Below are 20,859 nucleotides of genomic sequence, written 5' to 3' on the forward strand. Positions count from 1 at the left end.
CGCCGCTGGCCCGGTATAAAAATGTCCCATGTCGAGCTATCTCTACCGACTTGCCCAGTTCGCCTTCCGGAGGCGGAGGCTGGTCCTGTCGCTATGGCTCGCAGCTGCCGTGGCCGCGATCGCCATCGCCCAGGCCAGCGGGGGCAAGACGAACGACAACTTCACCATCCCCGGCACCGAGTCGCAGAACGCCTCCAACGTCCTCAAGGCCGAGCTGCCGGCCTTCGGCGGCGGTCAGAGCACGATCGTCTTCGCCACCCACGGCAGCGCGAAAGTCACCGACCCGCCGCTCAAGGCGGTGATCGACCAGGGCCTGAGCAGGCTGCGATCGGTGCCGCAGGTCTCCACCGTGGTGGATCCGTACCGCAGCGGTCTGGTCTCGCAGAGCGGGCAGGTCGCCCTCGGGCAGGTGCAGTGGACGGCGCAGCCGGCCGACGTCAAGGACGCGAATCTCGACAAGGTCAAGGACGCCATGAAACCGGTGCAGGCCGCCGGCGTCGAGGTGGAGTACAACGGCAGCGTCTTTCCCGGCTGGCGGCTGGAGGTCTCCGAGCTGCCCGAACTGGCCGGGCTGATCGTCGCGTTCATCATCCTGATGATCACCTTCGGTGCCTTCGCGGCGGCCGGCATGCCCATCCTGGGCGCGATCATCGGCGTGATCACCACGCTGATGGGCGTCACGGCCGTCGCGTCCGTGGTGACGATCGCCTCCGCGTCGACCACGGTCGCCCTGATGCTCGGCCTGTCCTGCGGTATCGACTACGGCGTCTTCATCCTCTACCGCCACCGCACCAACCTGCTCAACGGCATGACGCCGGAGGAGTCGGTGCCGCTGGCCATGGGCACGGCGGGCAGCTCCGTGGTCTTCGCCGCGCTCACGGTCATCATCGCCCTGATCGGGCTGACCGTGGTGGGCATCCCGTTCCTGACGGTGATGGGCCTGGCCGCCGCGGCCTCGGTCACCGTCGCGCTGCTCATCGCCCTGACGTTCCTGCCCGCGGTGCTCGGCTTCGCCGGGATGAAGGTGGCCACCTTCACCCGCGTACCGCTGCTCGGCTCGCACGTCGAGCGGGTCGCCCGCAGGTCCGCCGCCGATCCGGGCAGCCCGGCCGGCGCCCGCTGGGCCCGCTTCGTCGTGCGGCACCGGATCCTCGTGCTCGTCGGCGGGGTGGCGCTGCTCTGCGTGCTGGCGATCCCGGCCCTCAGCATCAGGCTCGGCCTGCCCAGCGGCGCCTCGAAGCCGACGAGCAACACCCAGCGCAAGGCGTACGACCTGACGACCGAGGGCTTCGGCGCCGGCTTCAACGGTGCGCTGCTGATCGTCGTCCAGGACGTCAGGCAGCCCTCGGACACCCTGCGCGTCGCGGCGGCGCTGAAGAAGGAGCCCGACGTCCAGCAGGTGACGCCGGTGACCGCGCAGAACGCCACGTCGCTGATCCGGCTGATCCCACGGTCCGCGCCGAACGACCCCTCCACCGCCTCGCTCGTGCACCGGCTGCGCCACGACCGGGCGTCGATCGAGGACGGCACCGGCACGTCGATCCTGGTCGGCGGCACCACCGCGTCCAACATCGACGTCTCCTCCAAGCTCTCCGGCGCGCTGCCGGTCTTCCTCGTCGTGGTGGTCGGCCTCGCCTTCGTCCTGCTGACCTTCGCCTTCCGGACCATCCTGGTGCCGATCAAGTCGATCCTGGGCTTCCTGCTGTCGATGGCCGCGGCCCTCGGCGCGCAGGTGGCGGTCTTCCAGTGGGGCTGGGGCCGCCACGTCTTCGGGATCACCCCGTCCGAGACGATCAGCTTCCTGCCGATCATCATGCTGGCGATCATCTTCGGACTGTCCAGCGACTACGAGGTCTTCGTCGTCTCCCGGGTCAAGGAGGACTACACCAAGAACGGCGACGCCCGGCGTGCCGTCGAGCGCGGCACCGGGGTGTCGGCCCGGGTGGTCACCGCCGCGGCACTGATCATGTTCTTCATCTTCGTGGCCTTCATGTTCACCGACGACCCGACCATCAAGGCGATCGGGTTCAGCTTCGCGGCGGGCGTCTTCCTTGACGCCTTCGTCGTCCGCCTCACCCTGGTGCCGGCCGTCATGGCGATCGTCCGCGCCAGACTCTGGTACCACCCGCAGTGGTTCGACCGGCACATCCCCGACCCGGACATCGAGGGCCAGCGCCTCGAACGCGACCTGGCCAGCGGCAGACTCCACCGGGCCGGCGGCGCCGCCCGCTGATACGCCCCGCATTCGTACCGAACGCCCGGGCCGCGCCAGGCCATGTGACGAGTGTTCACATGACGGTCGACAGCCGGACAGTAGCGGTCCTCATGGCATCCGTTGCCCTGTACATCAATGAGGATCATGAAACTTCACAAGAAGGCCCGCTGGGCGGCCGTGGCGGCGATCGCCGCGGCCGCCACGGTGGCCGGCCTGGTGGGGGCCGAGACCGGGGGCGGCAGCGCCGCGGCGGCCAGCACCGGCCAGCGGTACGCCGCCGAATGCCCCGCGGCGGACGTGGTGAGCCCGGCCCTGGACACCAACCTGATCGGGAACCCCGGCGCCGAGGACTACACCGCGGCCACCGCGCTCGGCGCGCCGGACGGCGACCCGCAGTACGTACCGGACTGCTGGGAGGCGAGCTCCCCGATGGACGCGCCGGGCGCCGTCCTGGAGTCGTACGCCTCCTAGGTCCCCGGCCAGACCGGCAGCCGGGGCTTCTACGGCGGCTACGACTACGAGTCCCCGCAGGTCTCGATCGTGGGCGTCACCACCACCGCCACCCAGATGATCGACGTCAGCTCGCTGGACGCGGGCGGCAAGTCGTACACGCTGACCGGCGCGATCGGCGGCTACACCACCCAGACCGACTACGCGACGGTCACCGCCGCTTTCGAGGACGCCGACGGCGGCACCCTCGGCTCCGCGGTGATCGGCCCGGTCAACGCCGCCCAGCGCGGCAACGTCACCAGCCTCGTCCCCGAGGCCGCGGTCGGCACGGTCCCGGCGGGCACCGCGCGGATCCTCGTCACCGTCGCGTCGACCGGCGTCAGCGCCGGCTACGGCATCGACGGCCGCGCCGACGACCTGAACCTGACGATCGCCGCGAGCGGAACGGGCCAGCGCTACAGCGCGCCCTGCCCGGCCGCCGACCAGGTCAGCCCGGCGCTGAACGCCAACCTGATCGAGAACCCCGGCGCCGAGGACTACGCCGCGGCCACCGCGCTCGGCGCCCCGGCGGGCGACGACCAGACCGTCGCCGACTGCTGGACCAGCGCCTCCCCGCTGAGCGCGCCGGACAGCACCCAGGAGTCGCGGCCGTCGACCTACCCCGGCGTGACCGGCGGCCGGGTCTTCTACGGCGGCACCAACCCCGGCACCGTCCAGGTCGCGGGCGTGGTCACCACGGGTTCCCAGCTCATCGACGTCAGCTCGCTGAACGCCGACGGCCAGCCGTTCAAGCTGACCGGTGAGGTGGGCGGCTACGCGGCACAGGGCGACTACGCCCAGGTCGTCGCCACCTTCGAGGACGACAAGGGCGCGGGCCTCGGCTCCGCGGGCATCGGCCCGGCCACCGCCGCCCAGCGCGGCAGCGCCTCCGAGCTGCTTCCTGACGGTACGTACGGGGTGATCCCGGCCGGCACCAGGAAGGTCCTCGTCACGATCATCACGGCGGCCGTCAGCAGCGGCGCCGACAGCGACGGCACCGCCGACAACCTGAACCTGACCATCGGCCGGCAGGCCGCCGGCCAGTCCTACACCGCGCCCTGCCCGGCCGCCGACCAGGTCACCCCGGCGCTGAACGCCAACCTGATCGAGAACCCCGGCGCCGAGGACTACACCGCGGCCACCGCGCTCGGCGCCCCACTGGGCGACGACCAGACCGTCGCCGACTGCTGGACCAGCGCCTCCCCGCTCAACCCGCCGGACGGCACCCAGGAGTCGCGGCCGTCGACCTACCCCGGCGTGACCGGCAGCCGGGACTTCTACGGCGGCACCAACCCCAGCACCGTCTCGATCCCGGGCATCACCACCACCGGCACCCAGTCGATCGACGTCGGCTCGCTGGCCACCGGCGGCCAGCCGTTCCTGCTCTCCGGTGACCTCGGCGGCTACGCGACCCAGGGCGACTACGCGACGGTCACCGCCGCGTTCCAGGACGCCAAGGGCGCCACCCTCGGCTCCGCCGTCATCGGCCCGGTCACCGCGGGCCAGCGCAACAACGTCTCAAGCCTGGTCCACCAGGCCTGGCACGGCACGGTCCCGGCCGGCACCGGCAGGATCGTCGTCAAGATCGCCACGGTCGGCGTCAGCAGCGGCGCGAACAGCGACGGCGCGGCGGACAACGTCAGCCTGACGATCGGATCCAGCGCGGCACCGGCCGGCCCGATCCTGCAGACGATGCCCTACGCGTCGGTGGGCGACGACACGGGCACCCACGTGGACCCGGGCTCCGGCGCCGTCGTCCCCAACGTCACCCCCGGCTCGCTCTACCGCCCGGCCGGCCTCTCGGTCGGCGGCGGCGCGGTCTACGTGTCGAACACCGGCGACAACGTGGTCGCCGAGCTGCGGAACGGCGGCACCTCGATCCTGGCCGGGTCGCTGGAGGGCTCCGGCGAGAAGGGCGACCACGGCAAGGCCGACGAGGCGACGATGTACCAGCCCGCCGGCACCGCGGCGGACGCCGGCGGCGACCTGTTCATCGCGGACAGCGGCGACAACGCCGTCCGCGAGGTCACCCAGAACGGCGTGATCGAGCGGTTCGCCGGAACGGGCACCGCGGGGCACGGGCTGTCCCTGATCGCCCGGTCCGTCCAGCTGGACGGCCCCGCGGCGGTGGCGGTCGACGCGGCCAAGGACGTCTACATCGCCGACACCCGCAACAACCGGGTGATCGAGGTGTCCCCGCGGAAGCTGGTCATCGCCGTGATCGGCACCGGCAGCGCGGGTTACGCCGGGGACGGCAAGGCGGCCTCGCACGCGCGGCTGAACCAGCCGACCGGGCTGGCGCTGGACGCCAGGGGCAACCTCTACATCGCCGACTCGGCCAACAACGTGATCCGCCGGGTCGACGCCAGGACCGGGGTCATCACCACGGTGGCCGGCAACTACGCCGCGGGCATTGCGTCCGACGGCCTCGGCGCCTTCGCCGGCGACGGCGGCCCGGCGACCTCGGCGCGGCTCAACGACCCGCAGGGGGTGGCCGTGGACGGCGCCGGCGACCTCTTCGTCGCCGACACCGTGAACAACGCGATCCGCCGGATCACCCCGGCCGGGACCATCACCACCGTGGTGAACTCCTCGGCCGCGCCCGGCGGGGAGAGCAGCGGTGCGGCGCCCGCCGCCTCGAAGCTCAACACCCCCTACGCGGTGGCGGTCGACCCGTCCACGAACTTCCTCTACCTCGCCGACACGCACAACAACGCCGTGGCGCAGGTGCTCGGCGTCGCGCGGTCCGGCGCCGCGGCGGGGCCGGTGGCCCCCAGCACGTCCTGACCCGGCCCACGAGACCAAGAAGAGAGACGATGAGCACCACCGAATCCTCCCGCCCGGGCATATCCCGCCGCCGGTTCGTCACCACCGCGGCCGCGCTGGCCGGTGCCGCGGGCATGGCCGGCGTGCTGCCGGAGAACCTCGCGCGGGCCGCGACCGCCGGCCCGGTCAAGGGCGGCCTGTCCGAGATCAAGCACGTCGTGTACGTGATGATGGAGAACCGCTCCTTCGACCACTACTTCGGCACCTTCCCCGGTGCCCGCGGCTTCAGCGACCGCACCGCCGTCAAGCTGCCGAACGGCAACTCGGTCTTCCAGCAGCCCGATCCGGCCAACCCCGACGGCTATCTCGAACCGTTCCACATGTCCACCATCACCACCGGTGCCGCCGCGGTCCCCTCGCTGTCCCACGACTGGCGCGACCAGCACGCCTCGTGGAACCAGGGCGCGATGGACGGCTGGCTGTCCACCCACCTCGCCTCGGACGGCGAGGTCAACGGGTCCTACACAATGGGGTACTTCACCCGCGAGGACATCCCGTTCCACTGGGCGCTCGCCGAGTCCTTCACCCTGCTGGACAACTACCACTGCTCGGTCCTGGGCCCGACGGACCCGAACCGGCTGGTGTGGATGTCCGGCACCAACGACCCGCAGGGCAAGCACGGCGGCCCGGTGCTGGAGACCGTCACGCCGAACCCGCTGACCTACCCCTCGGCCGCGGAGATCCTCCACGACGCCGGATACAGCGTCAAGACGTACTTCTCCGGCGCCACCAGCGGCTTCAACGTCTTCTCCTGGTTCGCGAACTTCCAGGACACCACGACGCTGCCGGTCTCGCTGTACAACTCCGTGATGACCGGCGGCACCCTGTACGGCGACGGGGCGCCCGGCGGCGTCGGCAACCCGGTCAGCCCGACGCCGGCCGCGGACCCGGCGCTCGGCTTCGAGGAGGACTGCGCCAACGGCGTCCTCGCGGACGTGTCCTGGCTGTTCATGCCGAGCGAGGCCGACGAGCACCCGCCGAACCTCCCCGCGGCCGGCGCGCAGTACGTGGCGTCCAAGCTGGAGGCGCTCGCCGCCAACGAGGACCTGTGGAACTCGACAGTCTTCGTGCTCAACTACGACGAGAACGACGGGTTCTTCGACCACGTCCCGCCGCCCGTCCCGCAACACTCCAGGTACCCCGAGGAGTTCATCGACCTGCCCTCGCCGAAGGGCACCCCGGGCGGCGGGCTGCCGGTCGGCGCGGGCTTCCGGGTGCCGTGTATCATCGTCTCCCCGTGGACCGTGGGCGGCAAGATCTTCTCCGAGGTCTCCGACCACACCTCCGGGCTGCAGTTCATCGAGACGATCACCGCGGCCGGCGGCCTGTCCGGCCACGGACCGGTCACGTTCTCGCCGATCAGCACCTGGCGGCGGCGGACGTTCGGTGACTTCACCGGCGCCCTGCGCCTGCACGACCGCAAGCCGGCCCCGGCCAACACCCAGTTCGAGGCCTCCACCGCGGCGGCCAACCTGGCTGCGCAGGCCACGGCGGCGACGCAGCCGATGCCGCCGCGTCCCGGCGCCACCCAGTCCCTGCCGAGGCAGCAGCACCACGGCTGACCCTCCGGGACAGCACCCGGGCGAAGGGCCGTCCGCCGCCGGCGGGCGGCCCTTCGCCGCTCCGGCCGGTGAGATCGCCGGGCCGGCAGGGGCGGCGGGCGGACCGGGACCAGGGCGGCGGAAAATACCTCGCGTGAGTGTTCGGTTCGGGGGCAGGCGGCTCCTCGGAGGCTGATACTCATGGGACCGTTGCTCATCGTTCTTCTGCTCGCGCTGCTGCTGTTCGGCGCGGGCTTCGCTCTCCACCTCCTGTGGTGGATCGCGGTGGTCGTACTCGTCGTATGGCTGCTCGGATTCGTGGTGCGCGGCACCCACTCCAGCGGCAGTCGCGGCCGCTGGTACCGCTGGTAGTACCGGCGGTCCCGCAGACGGATGGCGGGTGCCCCCGACCTGGTGGTCGGGGGCACCCGCCATCCGTCTGCCGCACAGGCCGCACGCGGCACCGGTGCGCCCCGGCTCACCCGTCCGGGCGAGAGCCGATCGGCCCGGCGAGCGGTGCCCGGCGAGCCTTCCTAGGCTGGGCGCAAGCCCGAAGCGTGGCCCGGCCATCCCTTCTGACCGGGACGGAGTTCCCTGGAGGAACGATGGCGGTACGGCACCACCTCATCGAGCGGTCCCCGCAGCAGGTCTGGTCCCTGCTGGCCGATCCTGCGCACTTCAGCGACTGGGTGGTCGGCGTGGACGGCTCCGAGCCCGGCCGTGGCAGCTGGCCCGCGGTGGGCGCGGATCTCGAATACCAGGTGGCACTCGGTCCGTGGCGGGGCGGTGGCCGCACCATCGTCCGGCGCTGCGAGCCGCCGCACCTGCTGGAGCTGGAGGCGGACAGCGGTCCGCTCGGCACGGCCAGGATCGCCATCGAGGTCCGGCCCTGGGGCGAGCTGGACAGCCTCGTCCTCATCGACGAGCACCCGCTGCGCGGCGCCGCGGGGTCGCTGCACAACCTCGCCGTCGACGCCTTCCTCCAGCTGCGGCACCGCAGCATGCTCGACCGGCTGGCCGACGTCGTGGAGAAGTCGACCCCCAGGAAGCCCGGCGGGGCCGGCTGATGGCGGACGCCGTCGTCATCGGAGCGGGGCCCAACGGCCTGGTCGCGGCGAACGTGCTGGCCGACGCGGGCTGGAGCGTGGAGGTCATCGAGGAGCAGCCGGAGCCGGGCGGGGCGGTGCGCAGCGACCGGGGCGTCGACCCGGACTTCGTCAGCGACCTCTTCAGCTCCTTCTACCCGCTGGCCGCCGCCTCCCCCGCGCTGGCCGCGCTCCACCTGGAGGACGAGGGGCTGCGCTGGAGCCACGCGCCGGCCGTGCTCGCCCACCCGCTGCCGGACGGCCGCTGCGCGGTGCTGAGCCGCGACCTCGACGACACCGCGGAGAACCTGGACGCCTTCGCGCCCGGTGACGGGGCGGCATGGCGGGAGCTGTACGGACTGTGGGAGCAGGTGGGCGAGCCCCTGCTCGGCTCGCTGTTCGCGCCCTTCCCTCCGGTCCGCGCCGGCCTGAAGCTGCTCGCGCGGGTACGGACGGCGGGCGGGCTGCGGCTGGCCCGCACCATGCTGCTGCCGGTGCGGCGCCTCGGCGAGGAGCACTTCGCCGGGGAGGGCGGCCGGCTGCTGCTGGCCGGCAACGCCCTGCACGCCGACCTGTCCCCCGAGTCCGCGATCGGCGGCGGCTTCGGCTGGCTGATGTCGATGCTCGGCCAGAGCCGCGGCTTCCCCGTCCCGGTCGGCGGCTCCTCGGCGCTGACCGACGCCCTGGTCAGCCGGCTGGAGCGGCTGGGCGGCCGGGTGCGGTGCGGGGAGCGGGTGACGGAGGTCGTGGTGCGCGGCGGCCGGGCGCTGGGCGTCAGGACCGCCGGCGGCGACGCGGTACGGGCCCGGCGGGCGGTGCTCGCCGACGTCTCGGCGCCCGCGCTGTTCACCCGGCTGGTGGCGGCCGAGCATCTGCCCGCCCGGCTTCTCGACGACCTGCGGCGCGGCTTCCAGTGGGACTTCTCCACCTTCAAGGTGGACTGGGCGCTCGACGGGCCGGTCCCCTGGGCGGCCGAGGGAGCCGCCGGTGCGGGCACCGTGCACCTGGCGGACAGCGTGGACGACCTGACGCGGTTCGCCGCGCAGATCGCGACAAAGCACGTGCCCGACCAGCCCTTCGCGCTGTTCGGGCAGATGACCACCTCGGACCCGACCCGCTCCCCGCGGGGCACCGAGTCGGCGTGGGCGTACACCCACGTACCGCAGGACGTCAGGGGCGACGCCGGCGACGACGGCATCACCGGGAGCTGGGACCGCCGCGAGCAGGAGGCGATGGCCGACCGGGTGGAGGCCCGGGTCGAGCGGTACGCGCCCGGTTTCCGCGACCTGATCCGCAACCGCCGGATCCTGGCGCCGACGACGCTCCAGTCCATGGACGCCAACCTTCGGGGCGGCGCGATCAACGGCGGTACCACCGCGATGCACCAGCAGCTCGTCTTCCGCCCCACGCCCGCCGCCGGCCGCCCGGAGACCCCGGTGCGTGGTCTGTATCTCGCCTCGTCATCGGCGCACCCCGGCGGCGGCGTCCACGGCGCACCGGGCGCCAACGCCGCCCGCGCCGCCCTTCGGCCCCCGCTCGCCCGCTCCGTGATCAGCTCCGCGGAACGCGCCCTGGCCCGCCGCCCGGCGGCGGGTTAGCGCCCGGCGGCGGATACCGCCGCACGGGCCCCTGCCGTGCGGCCGGCCGGGGGAATCCGCCGGTGCGCGGGCGTGCCGCCGCAGGGAAAGGGAACCCGCAGGGCATGCCGAACAACGACGCGCTGCCCGGCTCCCCCGAGTCGTACTGGATGAGCAGCACCGACTCCACGCGCTTCGCGCCGCTGGCCGACGACGTCACCGTGGACGTCGCGGTGGTCGGCGGCGGCATCGCGGGGTTGAGCGCGGCCTGGGAGCTGGCCGAGTCGGGGCACTCGGTCGCCGTCGTCGAGGCCGGCCGGATCGCCGCCGGGGTCAGCGGCCACACCACCGCGAAGCTGACCGCCCAGCACGGCCTGGTCTACGAGCGGCTGCGCCGCACCCGCGGAAGCGAGGGGGCGCGGCTGTACGCGCGCTCGCAGCAGGACGCGGTCGAGCGGGTCGCCGAGCTGGCCGGGGCGCTGGCGATCGACTGCTCGCTGGAGCGGACGTCCGCCTACGCCTACACGCTGGACCGCGGCGCTCTCAAGCACCTCAGGGCGGAAGCGGACGCGGCACGCGAGGCGGGCCTGGCGGCGGACTGCGTCGAGCGGTGCGATCTGCCCTTCGAGGTCGCGGGAGCGGTGCGGATCGACGGCCAGGCGCAGTTCCATCCGCGCGCCTACCTGCTCGGGCTGGCCGCCGCCCTGACCGCCCGTGGCGGCGTCATCTACGAGCGGTCCAGGGTCACCGGGCTCACCGAGGGCGAGCCCTGCCGGGTGACCACCGAGTCCGGCGCCACCGTGACCGCCAGGGACGTCGTCGTGGCCACCGGCTTTCCCGTCTTCGACCGCGCCCTGCTCTTCGCCCGGCTCTCCCCGCGCCGGGAACTCGTGGTGGCCGCCCCGCTGGACGCCGCCGCGGCGCCGCAGGGGATGTACATCACCGAGGAAGAAGGCAAGCGCTCGGTGCGCACGGCGCCGCTCCCCGACGGACGGCGGCTGCTCATCGTCACCGGGGAGAGCTTCACCCCCGGCTCCGGCCACGTGGGGGAGCGCTTCCGGCGGCTGGACGCCTGGATGCACGAGCGGTTCCCGGTGGCGGAGACCGCCTACCGGTGGGCGGCGCAGGACAACGACCCCACGGACACCGTAGCGCTGGTCGGGCCGCTGCACCCCGGGGCGCGGCACACCTTCGTCGCCACCGGGTTCGGCGGCTGGGGCATGAGCGGCGGGGTGATGGCCGGGCGGCTGCTGTCCGCGCTGATCAACGGGGAGCGGCCGCCGTGGGCCGGACTCTACGACCCGCGGCGGATCGCACCGGTGCTCAAGGAGGCACCCGCGCTGCTGCGCCAGCAGGCGGACGTGGCGATGCACTTCGTCGGGGACCGGCTCCGCCCCGCCCACGCCGACACCGTCGACGAGGTCGCGCCCGGCGAGGGCGCCGTCGTCCGGGTGCACGGCAGCCGGTGCGCCGTCTACCGCGATGACGACGGCGTCCTGCACGCGGTGTCGGCCCGGTGCTCCCACCTGGGCTGCCTGGTGGCCTTCAACGCCGCCGAGACCACCTGGGAGTGCCCCTGCCACGGCTCGCGCTTCGACGTGGACGGCGCTGTCCTGCAAGGACCCGCCGTGCGGCCGCTCGAAGCCCGCAACCTGGATTCTTGATCGAGGAGCCACCGCCCATGCGCGCCACCCTGCTGTACGCGGCGAAGGACGTACGCGTCGAGGACGTCGCAGAGCCCAGGATTCAGAACCCCACCGACGCCGTCGTACGGATCGTGCTGTCCTGCGTCTGCGGCAGCGACCTGTGGCCCTACAAGTCGCAGCCGTACACCGACAACCCCCGCCACATGGGGCACGAATTCATCGGCGTCGTCGAGGACGTCGGCTCCCAGGTGCGCAGCCTGCGGTCCGGGGACCTGGTCGTGGCCCCGTTCCGGTACAGCGACAACACCTGCGTGTACTGCCGCGAGGGGCTGCAGACGTCGTGCGTGCGCGGCGGGGCGTGGGGGGTTGAGGGTGTCGACGGCGGCCAGGGACAGGTCGCGCGTACCCCGTACGCCGACGGCACCCTGGTCAAGCTGCCGGTGGGCGAGGACTCCGAGCTGCTGCCTGACCTGCTGAGCCTCTCCGACGTCCTGTGCACCGGCTACCACGCGGCCCGCACCGCCGGCGTCGCGCGCGGCGACACCGTCGTCGTCATCGGCGACGGCGCAGTGGGCCTGTCCTCGGTCATCGCCTCGCGGCTGCTGGGCGCCGAACGGGTCATCCTGATGGGGCGCCACCCGACCCGCACCGACCTGGGCCGCGACTTCGGCGCCACCGACGTGGTCGCCGAGCGCGGCGACGAGGGCGTCGCACGGGTGCGCGAGCTGACCGGCGGCGAGGGCAGCCGCAGGGTGCTCGAATGCGTGGGCCTGAGGGACGCGACCGTGCAGGCCATCGGGGTGGTGCGGGACGGCGGCACGATCAGCCGGGTGGGCGCGCCCCAGTTCTCCGAGTTCCCCTTCGACTTCGGTGACTTCAGGCGCAACATCACCCTGACCGGCGGCATGGCCCCGGCGCGCGCCTACATCGAGGAGCTGCTGCCGCACGTCCTCGACGGCTCGATCCACCCCGGCCGGGTCTTCGACCGCACCCTCGGCCTGGAGGACGTCGCCGAGGGCTATCGCGCGATGGACGACCGTGAGGCGCTGAAGGTCCTCATCCGCCCCTGACGCTATGCGGCACGCGGGTCAGGGCGCCGTGTCCTCGGCGGCGGTCCCGGTCTCCGGCGGAGCCGGTGCGAAGCGGATCGGCGCCGTGAAGTTGGCGCGGCGGGCCGCGCGGCGGAAGGTGGTCAGCGCGGCGGGCCCGGCCACCACGATGGCGACGAAGTTGGTGACCGCGCGGCCGGTGTCCCAGCCGAGCGAGGTGGCCGCGTCGAACGCCAGGTAGCGGTGCCACTGCTCAGTGAAGGGCAGGCCCGGCAGATACGCCAGGGAGCTGCCGGGGTCGGTGGAGAAGGGCCAGAAGGACAGGTTGAGCAGGAAGCCGAAGAGGTAGCCGGACGCCGAGCCGTAGAGCGCGAGCAGCAGGATCTCGGCCTTGCCGCGGGCGCGGGGCAGCAGCCCGCCGAGCATGCCGACGAAGGCGCAGCCGAACATCTGGTAGGGCATCCAGGGGCCCACGCCGCCGGTCAGCAGCGCGGAGGCGAACAACGAGGTGCAGCCGAGGGTGAAGCCGAAGCCGGGGCCGAAGACGCGCCCGGCGAGGACCAGGACGAAGAAGACGGTCTCGATGCCGGCGGTGCCGGCGCCGAGCGGGCGGAGGGCGGCGTTGACGGCGGAGAGCACGCCGAGCATGGCCAGCGCCTTCGCGTCGATGCCGCCGTCGGCGATCTGGGCGAAGACGACCGCGAGGACCAGGACGAGCAGCACGCCGAAGATCAGCGGGGGCGCGTAGGAGCTGCCGAAGTGGCCGGGCGCGACGACGAACGGCCAGAAGAAGGCGACCAGGCCGATGAAGGCGGCGAGCGCGATGGTGACGGCGGCCGCCGCGTGCAGCCGGATCGCGGTGCCGCGCCGGGGCCGGCGTCCGGCCGCTGCCGCGCTCATAGGCCGGCCCCCGTCCCGGTGGCGAGGGCGTCCGCGACCTGGTCGACGGTGAGGTAGGACAGCGGGGCGAGGATCTTGGCGGCCTGCGGGGCGAAGGCGGGTGAGGCGACGATGACGTCGGCGGTGGCGCCGTCGGCGACGATCTCGCCCTCGGCCATGACGGCCACCCGGTCGGCCGCGGCGGCCACGAACTCCACGTCGTGGGTGGAGATCACCACGCTGCGCCCCTCGGCGGCCAGGGCGTCGACGATGCCGGTGAGGGCCTGCTTGGCCTGGTAGTCAAGGCCGCGGGTGGGCTCGTCGAGCAGCACGACGTCGGGGGCCGAGGCCAGCTGGATGGCCAGCACCAGGGAGAGCTTCTGGCCCTCCGACAGGTCGCGGGGGTGGCTGTCGTCGGGGATGCCGGGCGCGAGCCGGTCCAGGATGCCGCGCGCACCGTCCGGGGTGCGGCCGCCCGACTCGCGGTCGGCCTGCGCCAGTTCGGCGCCCACGGTCTCCAGGTAGAGCAGGTCGGTCGGGGTCTGCGGGACGAGGCCCACCCGGCGGGCCTCCGGCGCCGGTCTGGGGCGCCGCCCGCCGAAGCGGCGTGCCGCGGCGGGCGGTTCGGCGGCGCCGGCGCCGCCGCCGCCGCCGGCGAAGCGTACGGTCCCTGCCTGGCGCGGGCCGGCCCCGTGCAGGGCCCACAGCAGCGAGGACTTGCCCGAGCCGTTGCGGCCCATCAGCGCGGTGACCTCACCGGCCCGCAGGTCCAGGTCGACGTCCCGTACGGCGACCACGTGGCCGTAGCGTACGACGATCCCGCGCGCGGCCAGCAGCGGTTCACCGCCGGGGGCGCCGCCGGAGCGGCGGGGGGCCGGCGCCGGTAGCGCTGCCAGCTGCTCCCGCAGCGGGACGGCCGCGCGGCGGGCGTCGCGTACCGACAGCGGCAGCGGGTCCCAGCCGGCCAGCCGGCCGAGGTCGACCACGGGCGGCGCGACGGTGGAGGTACGGAAGGCCTTCGCGGGCAGGTCCGCGGTGGCGGTGCCGTCGCCGGCGAGGTGGATGACCCGGTCGGCGTACTGCACGACGCGCTCCAGGCGGTGTTCGGCGAGCACGACGGTGACGCCGAGGTCGTGCACCAGGCGGGTGACCGCGGCCAGCACCTCCTCCGCGGCGGTGGGGTCCAGCGCGGAGGTCGGCTCGTCCAGGACCAGGATCCGCGGGTGCGCGGTGAGGACGGAGCCGATGGCGGCGCGCTGCTGCTGGCCGCCGGACAGCTCGCTGAGCGCGCGGTGCCGCAGGTCGGCCAGGCCGAGCAGGTCGAGGGTCTCCTCGACGCGCTTGCGCATCACGTCCGCGGGGATCGCCAGCTGCTCCATGGCGTAGGCGAGTTCCTCCTCGACGGTGTCGGTGACGAAGCCGGCCAGCGGGTCCTGGCCGACGACGCCCACGACGTCGGCGAGCTCGCGCGGCGGGTGGTGGGCGGTGTCCCGGCCCTCGACGGTGACGCGGCCGGCCAGCGTGCCGCCGGTGAAGTGCGGCACCAGGCCGTTGATCGTGCCGAGCAGCGTGGACTTGCCGGCGCCGGTACGGCCGACGACCAGGCACAGCTCGCCTTCCTCCACGGTCAGGTCCACGTCCCGCAGCACGGGTCGGTCGGCCCCGTCGTAGATGACGCTGACCTGGTCGAATCGGATCACAGCAGGGCCTCGCTGGGTGTGTCGGCGCCTTTGCGGGGCTGCCGGGCGGCCGCCGGCACGGCGGCCGGGGTGCGGGCGGGGGGCGGCGCGGCGAAGGCGGCGAGGCCGGCGAGCAGGATCGCGGCGGCGGGCAGCCAGGGCAGCGAGGGCCAGCGCAGCGGGTACAGGCCCGGGTTGAGGTCGGCGGCGCTGTAGCCGACGGTCAGGAAGAGCACGGCGGCGGTGGCGCAGCCGCACAGGGCGACCGCCCACTCCGGCGCGCGCCACGGGTCGGGGCGGTAGCTGGTGCGGCGGATCCGGCGGCCGCCCAGGGCGAGGCCGCCGCAGCACAGCAGCGATCCGCCGAGGAGCGCGGGCAGTCCCAGCGCGCGCGGGGTGCTCCCGTCGAGCAGGCCGTAGACACCGGCGCACAGGCCGAGCATGCCGGCCAGCATGAGGGCGGCGGTGGTACGGCGGGAGGCGCGGGTGGCGGTGCCCGCGCGGCCGTATCCGCGGCTGTCCATCGCGGCGGCCAGGTGCAGGGAGCGTTCCAGGGCGTCTTCGAGGACGGGGATGAGGATGCTGCGCAGCGCGCGTACGCCCCTGGCCCGGTCGGCGCGGAGCCGGCGCGCGCGGGCGACCCGCTGGACACTCTCGACCAGCTGGGGGGCGACGCTCATGGACACCGTGACGGCGACGCCGAGTTCGTACAGCGCGCCGGGCAGCACCCGCAGCGCGCGCTTGGGGTTGGCCAGGGTGTTGGCGGCGCCGATGCAGCACAGCAGGCAGGCCAGCCGCAGCCCGTCGGTGGCGGCGGACAGCGTCGCCTCCAGCGAGACCGGGCCGCCGAGCTGGATGCCCGCGTACCAGTGGGGGGTCGGGATGCGCGGCGCCGAGAAGAGGATGTGGTCGGCCGGGGTGATGCCGGAGGCGAACACGCAGCGGAAGACGACCCGGATGGCCACGACGGTCAGCGCCAGCCACAGGTAGTACTTGAAGCCCCTGGCCCAGGGCGCGTCGCTGCGGCGCTCGTTGACCACGAAGCCGAGGACGGCGAGGACCAGCAGGAGCAGCAGCGGATTGGTGGTGCGGCTCACCGCGGTGGCCAGGCCGATGCCCCAGATCCACCAGGCCACCGGGTGCAGGGTGCGCGGCAGCCGCCGGCCGCCCGGCGCGGGCTCGCCGGACGGGGCGGTGGCGGCAGCCGTCACCTCGCGTTCCGCCGCTGCCGGACCCGCAGCACGACCAGGGCGGCGATCACGGCGAGCACCGCCGCGGTGATCGCGGCGGGAAGCACGGAACCCGTGGAGTGGCCGGCCTGCGCGGTCGGGGCGGCGTCCTGCATCTGCGGCACGCCGGGCGCCGAGGTGCCGGCCGGCGCGGTGGTCGTGGCCGCGGTGGCAGTCGCTGACGGGGACGCGGACGGGGACGCGGACGGCGTGGCTTCGGTCGTCGTCCCGGTCGCCTCGGGTGACGGCTTCCGCGCGGGGGGCACGGTGGCCGCGGGTCGCTTGGCCGTGGTGGCGGGGGGCTTCGGCCGGGCCGGCGGTGACGGCTTGCCGCCGCCTGGGGCGGTGGTGTGCGCCCGCACGGAGTCCGGGGAGAACGTCGGCCCGCCGTGCGTGCCGGCGATGTCGGTGGCGCCGAAGATCCACAGGTCCACGCTGCCGGGCTCGGGGTGGTAGCTCATCGCGCCAAGCAGGCTGTAGGTCCAGGTGTTCTTCCCCGGGCCGGCGTGCCAGTACGACCAGTACCTGGTGGCGGGCGGTGTCAGCACGCAGGCCTCGTCCTTGGCCGTCGGATACTGCTTGCCGCCCTGGTAACCGGCATAGCCGATACGGCAGATGAAGGCGGGGCCGTCGTGCTGGGTGCCGGTGGTGGCCCAACCGCCCTGGTTCAGCAGCGCGTAGCCGGTGGTCGGGGTGGTGCCGCAGGAGCGCAGCAGCGGGCCGCCCCAGCGGCTGAAGTCCACGGCCAGCACCACCCCCGTGGTTGTCGTGCACGCCGACATCGGCTGCGCCGAGGCGGCGGCGGGGGCCGCTCCCACGGTCAGTCCCCCGCCCACCGGTGCGGCCAGCACGGCGAGTACGGCGACGGCTCGCACGAACACGGCCGCCGTGCGGCCGCCTCGCGCCCCGCGGGTGCGGCGGCGGAGGGCCGCGGACCGGACGCGTCTCACTGGTGCCTCCCGATGCGGTGTGCGGCGCCGCGCCGCCGCACCGCGGTCAGCGTGCCGCCCGCGGCCACCAGCAGCGCGGCGGCGCCGGCCGCGGCCAGGACGTCGGTGCCGGTGGCGGCCAGCATGCCGCCGCCGTGCGCACCGTCGGCGCCGGCACCTCCGCCGGCGCCACCGCCCGCGCCACCGGAGGACGAACCGCTGTCGCCGGTGGGCGCGATGGGGGCCAGCGCGTGGATGAGGGTGGTCAACGGGGTGCCCGCCAGGGCCGGTACGGCCTGGGTGGAGGAGCGGGTGTCGGAGTCCCCGGCGGCCGCGGTGATACGGAAGCCGCCGTCCCCGTTCTGCGCGGACCGCAGGAAGTCCTGGCCGCTGCGGGCCTGTTGCGGGCGGATCTTGTCCGTCGCGAGCAGCGCCTGCACGGCCAGGGCGGTGGAGTTGCTGCTGACGCCGGCCGCGCCCTGGTAACCGCCGTTCTTCTGCTGGGCCTTGACCAGATAGCCGCGGGCCGCGGCGGCCTGGTCCGGGTGGCCGGGCAGCGCGGCGAGCGCCTGCAGGGCGTAGCCGGTGGTGTCCACGTCGGAGACGCAGTCCGCGCCGGGGGCGATCAGCGGCGAGGAGAAGCCGCCGTCGGCGCACTGGAGTTGCAGCAGCCGGTCGACCGTGGCGGCCGGCGGCTGCTGGCCGCCGCGGGTCAGGGCCAGGACGCCGAGCGCCTGCGAGACGGTCGAGTAGGCCTGGCCGAAGTCACCGGGCGCGGTGCAGGCGCCGTCGGTGGTCGCAGCCGTGCAGACGTGGCCGGTGAGGGTGGTCAGCAGGTCGAAGCCGCCGAAGTGCCGCGGGTCCTGGCCCATGACCTCGGCCAGCAGGGCGAGTTTGCCGGCGGCGCCGCTGTAGGGGCCGGGGAAGTCGGAGGTGCCCGCCGGGTCGGCGTAGTCGGCGACGTGACCCGCCAGGTAGCCGGTCACCTTCGTCAGGGCCTTGTCCTGCCCGCCGGTGCCGGCCAGCGCGAGCGCCAGGTCGGCGGTCAGTCCGTAGTCGGGGCCGTAGTCGCTGGCGAGGTGGTCAGCGCCGCCCAGCTGCTTCACCAGATACGCCGCTCCCGCCGCGGCGGCCTTCTGGTCGCCGAGGTCGCGCAGCAGCGTGCCGAAGGAGGCACCGGCGCTGCCGCCGACCGCCTGGGCGGAGGCGCGCACGTCGGAGCCGTGCTGGTCGGAGTCGGACGCGACCCGGAAGCCGCCGTCCGCGTTCTGCTCGCGGGCCAGGAAGGCGCGGGCCTCGGCGATCTGCGGGGCGTAGACCGCCCCCTCAAGGCTCAGGCCCTGCACGGCGAGGGCGGCGGAGTTGACCGAGTCGCCGGCCGCGCCGTGGAAGCCGCCGTCGGCCAGTTGCCGGCCGGCCATCCAGGCGGCGCCCTTGGCGACCGCGTCGGCCGCCGCCTGGCCGGGCACCAGGTCGAGGGCCATCATCGCCATCGCGGTGCTGTCCACGTCCTGGTCACCGGTGGCCGGGATCAGGCTGGGCCAGGAGCCGCCAGGGGCCTGGAGGCTCTCCAGATAGGCCACCGGACCGGCCGCCGCGGCCGTCCCGCCCGCCCGCAGCTGGGCGATGACGCCCAGGGACTGGGAGAAGACCGAGGTGGCGTAGGCGTAGTCGCCCTTGGCCGAGCAGCCCGCCGAGGCGTCGGCCGCGGCGCAGACGGTGCTATCGAGCGCGGCGATCAGGTCGTGGCCGCCGTAGGAGCGGGGGTCGCCGCCGGTGACCTCCGCGGCCAGGGCCTCCTTGGCGAGCGAGCCGCCCTGGGCGTAGGGGGTGCCGATCAGCGTCCACGCGTCGATCGTGCGGCCGCTGCCGTCCTTGCCGTGCTGGAGGAAGTCGGTGACGCCGGTCAGGGTGTCGTCGGCGCCGCCGGTGGCCGCCAGTGCGAGGACGCCGTCGACGGTCAGGCCGAAGTCGGCGAAGCCGGTGTTCTGGCCCGCGCTGGACTCGTAGTAGTGGCCGTCCACCAGGTTGCCCCGGTTGATCAGATACGAGACCGCCTTGGCCAGGTCGGGAGCCGTGGCGGCCGGTGTCGTGGGGCCGCCGGCCGGGGTGGTCGACGCGGTGGTGGGCGGGGTGGTCGGCGGCGCCGTCGTCGGCGGGGTGGTGGGCGGCGGCACGGTGTGGGTGAGGCTGCCCAGGTCGCTGCCGGTGACGGCGAGGAGGGCGGTGGCCGAGGCGTGGAGGTCCGGGTCGGTGCCGCCCGAGGCGTCGGGCGCGAACCCGCCGGCACCGGTCTGCCGCGCGGCCACCCAGCTGCGGGCGCCGGCGGCCTCGTCGGACCGGCCGAGCATCTTCAGGGCCTGCGCTGCGGCCGAGGTGGTACCGGTGTCAGCGGAGCCCGCGCCCTCGTAGGGGAGGTAACCGCCGTCCGCGGACTGCTGCTTGAGCAGATACGCCTGCGCCTTGTCCAGCGCGTCGCCGGTGCCGGTCAGCTGCTTCAGGGCGACGACGGCGTCGGCCGTCGTGCCGGGGTCGGAGGCGCACTGCTCGCCGGGCGAGAGCATCGAACCGGAGAAGCCGCCGTCGGAACACTGCATACCGGTGAGCCGGCCGACAGCGGCGGCGGGGGGCGTGACCCCGCCGCGGGCCAGGGCGAGCAGTGCCCGCGCCTGGGTGCCGGGCGAGAAGGCGCCGTAGAAGTCGCCGGCGGCGGTGCAGTTGCCGACGCTCCCGGCGGCCGTGCAGACGTGGTCGCTGAGATCGGCCAGCAGGTCGTGGCCGCCGACGCCGGTGGGGTCACCGCCGAGGACCTCGGTGAGCAGCGCGAGATTCGCCGCCGCGGCCGGGCTCGGCACGCTCACCGTGGCGTCGGGGAGCAGGTAGTCGTCCGCGTGCGCGGTCAGGAAGCTGTCGATCGCCCGGATCGTGGTGTCCGGGCCGCCGGCCGCTGCCAGGGCGATCGCGGTGTTCGCGGTGGCGGCGTAGTCCGTGCCGGAACCGTCGAAGACGTGGTCGCCGTCGGTGAGTTGCCCGGTCAGCCACTGCGCGGCCGCGGCCACGTCGGCGGTCCCGCCGCCGGTCGTGGGCGGGGTCGTCGGGGCCGTGCTCGGCGGCGTGGTGGTCGGCGGCGTGGCGCCGCCGGCGCGTACGGAGGCAGGGGTGAAGGCCGGGCCGCCGGTACTGCCGCCGATGTCGGTGGGACCGAAGACCCAGGCCTCGACCTCGCCGTCCGCCGGGTGGTCGCCGAGCGCGCCGAGCGGGCTGTAGGTCCAGGTGTCCTGTCCGGCCCGCGCGGTCCAGAACGACCAGTAGGCGTCCGCCGGCGGGGTCAGCACGCAGTCGTCGTCTGCGGGCGTCGGATACTGCGTCGCGCCGTCGAAACCGTCGTTGCCGATACGGCAGATAAAGCCCGGTCCGTCGTGCACGGTGCCGGTGGTGGTGAACCCGGCGTTGTGCAGCAGGTCCATGCCGGTGGTGGGGTGCGCGTCGCAGCCGCGCAGTACCGGCCCGTCCCAGGGCCCGAAGTCCACCGCGACGATCGCCCCGTCGGTCGGCGTGCAGTCGCCGATCGGGTCCGCGTGCGCGGGCACCGCCGCCGACACCAGCCCGGCGGCGACGCTGCCGAAGGTCAGCGCGGCGGCGGCGAGCAGCACGGCGGTACGCGGCCGTCCGGGACGGCGGCGCGGGACGAGACGAAGCACAGATGGCCCCCCGT

At 74.2% G+C, this 20,859-nt stretch carries 14 protein-coding genes; 9 read left to right on the plus strand and 5 right to left on the minus strand.

Going from position 1 to position 20,859, the window contains the following annotated elements:
* Window positions 1–28: 28 nt before the first annotated feature.
* From OG702_RS02785 to OG702_RS02825, 9 genes are all read left to right on the plus strand, one after another.
* Window positions 29–2,233 (plus strand): MMPL family transporter, encoded by a 2,205-nt coding sequence (locus OG702_RS02785; protein ID WP_327287259.1) that lies wholly within the window; start codon window positions 29–31, stop codon window positions 2,231–2,233.
* Between the two features lie 126 nt (window positions 2,234–2,359).
* Window positions 2,360–2,686 carry a hypothetical protein gene (locus tag OG702_RS02790; protein WP_327287260.1) on the plus strand — a complete coding sequence of 109 codons (327 nt, stop codon included), beginning with the start codon at window positions 2,360–2,362 and terminating at the stop codon, window positions 2,684–2,686.
* A gap of 69 nt (window positions 2,687–2,755) precedes the next feature.
* A complete protein-coding gene (locus OG702_RS02795) occupies window positions 2,756–5,491 on the plus strand; it encodes an NHL domain-containing protein (protein ID WP_327287261.1) in 2,736 nt (911 codons plus the stop codon).
* 29 nt (window positions 5,492–5,520) lie between these two features.
* The gene (locus OG702_RS02800; RefSeq protein ID WP_327287262.1) at window positions 5,521–7,092 is read left to right on the plus strand and encodes a phospholipase C; all 1,572 of its coding nucleotides are present in this window, start codon (window positions 5,521–5,523) and stop codon (window positions 7,090–7,092) included.
* 180 nt (window positions 7,093–7,272) lie between these two features.
* Entirely contained in the window at window positions 7,273–7,443 is a 171-nt protein-coding gene (locus tag OG702_RS02805) for a DUF5670 family protein (RefSeq protein WP_327287263.1), read from the plus strand.
* A gap of 233 nt (window positions 7,444–7,676) precedes the next feature.
* Complete coding sequence (locus tag OG702_RS02810; RefSeq protein ID WP_327287264.1) at window positions 7,677–8,138, plus strand: SRPBCC family protein; 462 nt, start codon at window positions 7,677–7,679, stop codon at window positions 8,136–8,138.
* Window positions 8,138–9,754, plus strand: a complete 1,617-nt coding sequence (locus OG702_RS02815) for a phytoene desaturase family protein (RefSeq protein WP_327287265.1) — start codon at window positions 8,138–8,140, stop codon at window positions 9,752–9,754. The genes OG702_RS02810 and OG702_RS02815 overlap by 1 nt, the downstream gene beginning before the upstream one ends.
* A 104-nt stretch (window positions 9,755–9,858) precedes the next feature.
* On the plus strand, window positions 9,859–11,397 hold the full coding sequence (locus OG702_RS02820; protein WP_327287266.1) for an FAD-dependent oxidoreductase: 1,539 nt from the start codon (window positions 9,859–9,861) through the stop codon (window positions 11,395–11,397).
* 17 nt (window positions 11,398–11,414) lie between these two features.
* Entirely contained in the window at window positions 11,415–12,449 is a 1,035-nt protein-coding gene (locus OG702_RS02825; RefSeq protein ID WP_327287267.1) for an alcohol dehydrogenase catalytic domain-containing protein, read from the plus strand.
* Between the two features lie 18 nt (window positions 12,450–12,467).
* Here OG702_RS02825 and OG702_RS02830 read toward each other — a convergent pair whose 3' ends face one another.
* The 5 genes from OG702_RS02830 to OG702_RS02850 are packed head-to-tail and all read right to left on the minus strand — an operon-like array spanning window position 12,468 to window position 20,845.
* A complete protein-coding gene (locus OG702_RS02830) occupies window positions 12,468–13,328 on the minus strand; it encodes an ECF transporter S component (protein ID WP_327287268.1) in 861 nt (286 codons plus the stop codon).
* Complete coding sequence (locus OG702_RS02835) at window positions 13,325–15,007, minus strand: ABC transporter ATP-binding protein (protein ID WP_327287269.1); 1,683 nt, start codon at window positions 15,005–15,007, stop codon at window positions 13,325–13,327. Before OG702_RS02835 ends, OG702_RS02830 begins: the two co-directional genes overlap by 4 nt.
* Complete coding sequence (locus OG702_RS02840) at window positions 15,004–16,197, minus strand: CbiQ family ECF transporter T component (RefSeq protein WP_327287270.1); 1,194 nt, start codon at window positions 16,195–16,197, stop codon at window positions 15,004–15,006. Before OG702_RS02840 ends, OG702_RS02835 begins: the two co-directional genes overlap by 4 nt.
* Entirely contained in the window at window positions 16,194–17,165 is a 972-nt protein-coding gene (locus OG702_RS02845; protein ID WP_442814285.1) for a hypothetical protein, read from the minus strand. The genes OG702_RS02840 and OG702_RS02845 overlap by 4 nt, the downstream gene beginning before the upstream one ends.
* A complete protein-coding gene (locus OG702_RS02850; protein ID WP_327287271.1) occupies window positions 17,162–20,845 on the minus strand; it encodes a prenyltransferase/squalene oxidase repeat-containing protein in 3,684 nt (1,227 codons plus the stop codon). Before OG702_RS02850 ends, OG702_RS02845 begins: the two co-directional genes overlap by 4 nt.
* Between the last annotated feature and the right edge of the window lie 14 nt (window positions 20,846–20,859).

Source organism: Streptomyces sp. NBC_01198 (assembly GCF_036010485.1).
Lineage (GTDB): Bacteria > Actinomycetota > Actinomycetes > Streptomycetales > Streptomycetaceae > Actinacidiphila.